At 71.9% G+C, this 263-nt stretch carries 1 protein-coding gene; it reads right to left on the reverse strand.

Features of this window, described 5'->3' with window-relative positions; all coding sequences use genetic code 11:
* A partial coding sequence (locus tag LI94_RS21680) for a DUF222 domain-containing protein (RefSeq protein WP_152664915.1) occupies nt 1–263 on the reverse strand: 263 nt, incomplete at both ends.

Here is a 263-nt window from a genome sequence, read left to right on the forward strand (position 1 = left end):
CAGTGCTGGATGTGGTGGCCGTGCAGGCCGCGGGTGGCGCTGCAGCCGGGGACGGCGCAGGTGCGGTGGCGGTGCTCGAGGGCGCGCCGGAGCCGGCGGTTGATGGTGCGGGTGGAGCGGCCGCAGCCGATCACGCGGCCTTGGCGTTGGAACCAGACTTCGCAGGTGGCGTCGCAGGTCAGGTATTGGCGGTCGGCGTCGCAGAGCAGGGGGCCCAGGTGCAGGGCGCCGATCTGTTGTTCGACATCGAGGTGGACCACCAC

Origin of the sequence: Mycobacterium sp. UM_Kg27, from assembly GCF_000972905.1 — a bacterium.
In the GTDB taxonomy this organism is placed as follows: domain Bacteria; phylum Actinomycetota; class Actinomycetes; order Mycobacteriales; family Mycobacteriaceae; genus Mycobacterium.